Annotated in this window: 1 protein-coding gene and 2 pseudogenes; 1 reads left to right on the top strand and 2 read right to left on the bottom strand. The window is 62.9% G+C overall.

Translation table 11 applies throughout. The features are described 5' to 3' along the window. A partial coding sequence (locus EOA38_RS33030) for an IS110 family transposase (RefSeq protein WP_127301206.1) occupies nucleotides 1–1,173 on the bottom strand: 1,173 nt, incomplete at its 3' end. Between the two features lie 250 nt (nucleotides 1,174–1,423). Between EOA38_RS33030 and EOA38_RS33025 the strand changes: the two are divergent. Continuing rightward, nucleotides 1,424–1,639, top strand: a pseudogene (locus EOA38_RS33025) (transposase); the annotation flags it as partial. A 772-nt stretch (nucleotides 1,640–2,411) separates the two neighbouring features. Here EOA38_RS33025 and EOA38_RS33010 read toward each other — a convergent pair. Next, nucleotides 2,412–2,663: pseudogene (locus EOA38_RS33010) on the bottom strand (IS5/IS1182 family transposase); the annotation flags it as partial.

Genomic DNA, 2,663 nt, shown 5'->3' with positions numbered 1-2,663 from the left:
GACCATCAGCTCGTAGGCACGCTCGGCATTTTCGGCCGCGGCCTTCTCCCGGTTGCGCAACTCCTTGACATTGTAGGCGTAGGCCGCTCCGCGGCGCCCAACACCGCGCTCGTTCGGCGCGCCGGCCTTGAGGGCGAATTGCCGTTGCTTCGCCGCCACCAGCGCAGGGCGGACCCAGAAGTAGTCCTGCTCCTTGGTCAGCAAGTGCCAGATCAGCACGGCGAGCTTGCGGGCAACGGCGACCGCCGCGACCTGATGGCCACGTTTGCTGCGGATGCGCAGGAAGAAGGCTCTGAGCGGGCCGGGCGCCTTCGCCGCCGCCCTGGCAGCCTCGACCAGCATGGCGCGCGCATGGGAACGCCCATGTTTGCTGATACGTCCATACTGAGCAATGCCAAGGCCGGATTGGCGGACACGCGGATTGAGGCCGAAGTAGCTCACCAGTTTCTGCGGTTCGCCGAACCGGTGGATATCCCCGATCGCCGCAATGATCCCGGTGGCCACGATGGCATTCACGCCGGTGATCGTTTGAAGCCGACGGACCTGCGGATCGTCGACCGCCTCCATGGCGATGTCGACATCAAGGTCTGCCAAGTCCTCGGCCAGGCGATCAATCTCGCGAATGTGGCGAGCGATGGCGGCCCGCTCATCGTCGGGGAGCACCTGACGCGCGAGCCAAGCTCGGCCGCGATTGTTGAACAGATCGGCATGCGGGCACTTCGGCACGAGGTGCGCCTGCAGGATGCCATGCACCTCGTTCTTCACGCGCGTGCGGTGCCGTACGACCTGATTGCGTCGGGCGACAAGGCGGCGAAGACGCTCGGTGCGCTCGTCCGGAACCCACACTTCCGGCAAAAAGCCACTGGCCTGCAGCTGCGCCAGAACGCCAGCATCGATCTTGTCGGTCTTGATCCTCGCGTGGGCGATCGCCTTCACCTGCATCGGGTTGGCGACAATCACCCGGCCGACCAAGGGCGAAAGCACCCGCACCACCGCCATGGCATTGCCGGTCGCCTCGACAACGACCTCGTCAGTTGCAACCAGGCTGCGGCCGAACCCTTCCAAACCGGAGCGGGTCATGTCAATCCGTCCGTGGTGGCGCAGCCGGCCGTCTTCCCAGAAAACCACTTCCGCAAAGGTGCGGTGGATGTCCATTCCAATCACACGTCTCATTGGCTCCCTCTTCCTTGAACTATCGGGAGCCGGCGGGCGACGCGACACCTACGGATCCGCGCTCTCGGCGCAACCGGGCAGGTCGCAGGGGCGGCCAGTTACTAACGCGAGCTCGCAGCTCATCGAATACATCGGCCTGCCCGCACTTGGCGTGCTCCCGGTGCCCCTGTCCCGGATGGTCGCACCATACGCCGAAAATCTCGCATCTCCAGCGGGGGACCAGATGGGCACCGTCATGATCATACCGGTTACCAACGCCATCGAGCGCCTCAACGGCGAGATCAAGCGGCGCACCGAGGTCGTCGGCATCTTCCCCAACGACGACGCCATCGTCCGCCTGGTTGGCGCAATCCTGCTCGAACAGAACGACGAATGGGCCGTGCAGCGCGCCAGATACATGACGCTGGAAACCATCAGCCAAATGAGCGATGATCCCTTGATCAGCCTGCCAGTCGTGGCGCGCTGATCAGCCCGGCCCATGCCGGAGAGCACGGCGACCAATGCCGTCAGCTACACCACGCCGCGGGACACGATCCCCCGTTCGCCAAGTCTACGACCGCAGTCCTGAAAAACCGGCTGAAAGAGCCTCAGCGGGGAGACCAAGGTATCCTGTTTCCCAGCGCAAAGGTGAGCGGCTGAGCGCTCATGGCCTTCAGTATATACTGAACCAACACCGCCAGAGTACTTCGGCCATGTGCCCATCTCTGAATGGAAAGCGCGTCACTGTTCATCGCCTGAGGACACAATGGCCATGGACCTGCTGCAGGCGGGCGTTGACCGCGCCGTCATTGCCCTGTGGCTCGGCCATGAATCCGTCGGGCCTACCTCGAGGCGAGCTTAGCTATGAAGGAGGCAGCCTTGGGAAGGACCTCCCCATATTTCGGCAAGTCATTCCGCTACCGACCTGACAACAATTTGTTGGGGTTCTTGAACCGCTGTAAAATCGGGCAGACTATGTCTGGTAGCAAAACAGTTCTCTAGGAAATAGCTATAAACCTCAGTCGTTTAGGCCTGAGGAAAAAGCTACCCGATATAGTCAGGGTAGATAGTGCCGCAGCGTTTGGACGGTGACGTGTTGGAAAGACCCCCCGCCGTACCGCCGAACGGCAGGCGGAATGCAGCACCCACGGCTCGATCGGCCTGTCAGGATCGCCCAGGAAACAGAATGTCCTTGGGCCGCGCCAAGCGCCAATAGCTGTGCAGGATACCGAGCAGTTCCGGCGACAGCATGACGTGCCGGGCTTTGCCGCCTTGCCGATGCATTCCACCTCGTGCGCGTGCAGGCTGTAGACCTTGCGGCCGCGCTGGCGCTGACGTTGCTCGAGAACGGTGGCGGCCTGGTAGAGCGGCCATTTGAAGAGCGCGTCCAGCCCCGCGTCGCCGGCGATCTGGCGGGAGATGTCGCGAATGGTGCGGCCGAGATAGGTCTTGAGCCTGCGCAGCGCCTTGTTGGCCCGCTTGAACTGCTTGGCGTGGGCATAGCGCTGATG

The organism is Mesorhizobium sp. M1E.F.Ca.ET.041.01.1.1 (assembly GCF_003997355.1).
Taxonomy (GTDB): domain Bacteria; phylum Pseudomonadota; class Alphaproteobacteria; order Rhizobiales; family Rhizobiaceae; genus Mesorhizobium.
Note: the sequence above shows the minus strand (reverse complement) of the source record. Positions and strands in the feature narration are given on the sequence as shown.